The 1,689-nt window shown below is 62.7% G+C and carries 4 protein-coding genes; 1 reads left to right on the top strand and 3 read right to left on the bottom strand.

From position 1 onward, the window contains the following. Positions 1-232 (top strand): hypothetical protein (locus tag B7X49_RS18705; protein ID WP_286840649.1); only part of this gene is annotated, 232 nt, incomplete at its 5' end. Positions 233-420: 188 nt separating this feature from the next. On the opposite strand, the gene B7X49_RS18920 is transcribed toward B7X49_RS18705, so the two are convergent. From B7X49_RS18920 to B7X49_RS18910, 3 genes are all read right to left on the bottom strand, one after another. Then, a complete protein-coding gene (locus B7X49_RS18920) occupies positions 421-897 on the bottom strand; it encodes a thiolase C-terminal domain-containing protein (RefSeq protein WP_353744454.1) in 477 nt (158 codons plus the stop codon). After that, positions 854-1,471: a hypothetical protein gene (locus tag B7X49_RS18915; RefSeq protein WP_353744453.1), complete on the bottom strand. Its 618-nt coding sequence runs from the start codon at positions 1,469-1,471 to the stop codon at positions 854-856. Before B7X49_RS18915 ends, B7X49_RS18920 begins: the two co-directional genes overlap by 44 nt. 79 nt (positions 1,472-1,550) lie before the next feature. After that, positions 1,551-1,685 (bottom strand): LuxR C-terminal-related transcriptional regulator, encoded by a 135-nt coding sequence (locus tag B7X49_RS18910; RefSeq protein WP_353744455.1) that lies wholly within the window; start codon positions 1,683-1,685, stop codon positions 1,551-1,553. Positions 1,686-1,689 lie beyond the last annotated feature (4 nt).

The raw sequence follows: 1,689 nt of genomic DNA, 5'->3' as shown, positions 1-1,689 counted from the left end.
AGCCAGCATCAAACGCCCCAAATCGACCAAGCCCCGGCCCAAGCGCCCCCGCAAACCCAAGCGCCAGCCCAGCTTCATGGACCAATACAAAATCAACCCTGACGGCAGCATCGACTTCACGCCAGAACAACTCCACGAAATCCTCGGCCCACCCCCACCGCCCGTGCCACCCTGGCACCAGCCCTTCGTCCCCTCCTTCAACGTCAAAAAACTCTGGCGGAAGGGGCCATGATTTCGCACGCCTTATTTGTTACGATAACGCAACGACAACCACGAAAGACTAGGAAAGCACTTCTTTTTTGTGAACAAAAAAGAAGCAAAAAAAACTTTGGTCATTTGGGCCCGTGCCGGTTCAAACGCCCGTGCCCCAGGGTCAAAAAGTTTTTTGCTTCTTTTTTCCAAAAAAGAAGCCTTCCCTTCCTACCCCCCAACCCGCTCCAGTATCGAAACATAATTCGCCACCGCAGCCCCGCCCATATTGAAAATCCCCCCAATATCAGCCCGGCCCAGCTGCATCTCACCCGCCTCGCCGGTCAGCTGCATCGCCGCGATCACATGCATCGAAACCCCGGTCGCCCCCACCGGATGCCCCTTCGCCTTCAACCCGCCAGACCGGTTGATCGGCAACCGTCCCTCTGCCCCGACCATCCCATCCAGCACCACCCGCGCCCCCTTGCCATGCGGCGCCAACCCCATCGCCTCATACTCGATCAACTCGGCGATCGTGAAACAATCATGCGTCTCGATGAACGACAAATCCTCGATCGAAAGCCCCGCCTGACACAGCGCCTGACCCCAGGCCGTCGCCCCGCCTTCAAACCGCGTCGGGTCCCGGCGCGATAACGGCAGAAAATCATTGACATGCGCCGCCGCCCGAAACCGCACCGCCCGCCGCATCGCCGATGCCGTCTCCCCGCCGCATCTGCGCATACGGATTATCCACCCCGTTGCGATGATTCTTCGCCGCAATCGCCGCCAACGCATCCGATTGATCACCGAACCGCTGAAAATACGTCTCGGCAATCCGCCCGAACACCCCGGCGAACCCGCCGGCAATCTCGCCTTCCTCACGCCGATACGAGGCACCGAGCAAAATATCACCCACCGCCGCCCCGCTCACCGCCGTCATCTTCTCGGCCCCGACCACCAGGGCAAACCGCCCCCGCCCCGCCGCGATGAAATCGCGCGCCGCGAACACCGCCGCCGAACCCGAGGCACAGGCGTTCTCACACCGCATCGCCGGCTTGAACCGCAACTCCGGCACGCTCTGCATCGCGAGCGACCCCGGAAAATCCTGCTTGCTGAACCCGTTGTTGAAATTGCCGACGAACACGCCATCGATCTCGCCCGGCGCAATCCCCGCATCCGCCACCGCACTGCCCGCAACCGCCCCGATCAGCGATTCCAGATCAGGCGCCTCGAGCTTGCCGAACGGCGAATGCGCCCAGCCAACAATGCAAACCTCGGTCATGGTCGATCCCCCTTGGCCACGCCGGCACGTGGCAACTAATGTTATGCACCACCCAGTCTACCAGCCGCCCGCCCACCCGTCACGGCCGGATCGCAACCGAGTCCGTTACCTGCCCCTCGGCCTCGGCCGCGAGCCGCGCCAGTGCCGCGACCGACGCAGCACCGGTCTTGCGCATGATCGCCGCCCGATGCACCTCGACCGTGCGCGGGCTGATCCCG

It is taken from the genome of Acidiphilium sp. 34-64-41, assembly GCF_002282635.1.
Taxonomy (GTDB): domain Bacteria; phylum Pseudomonadota; class Alphaproteobacteria; order Acetobacterales; family Acetobacteraceae; genus Acidiphilium; species Acidiphilium rubrum.
Note: the sequence above shows the minus strand (reverse complement) of the source record. Positions and strands in the feature narration are given on the sequence as shown.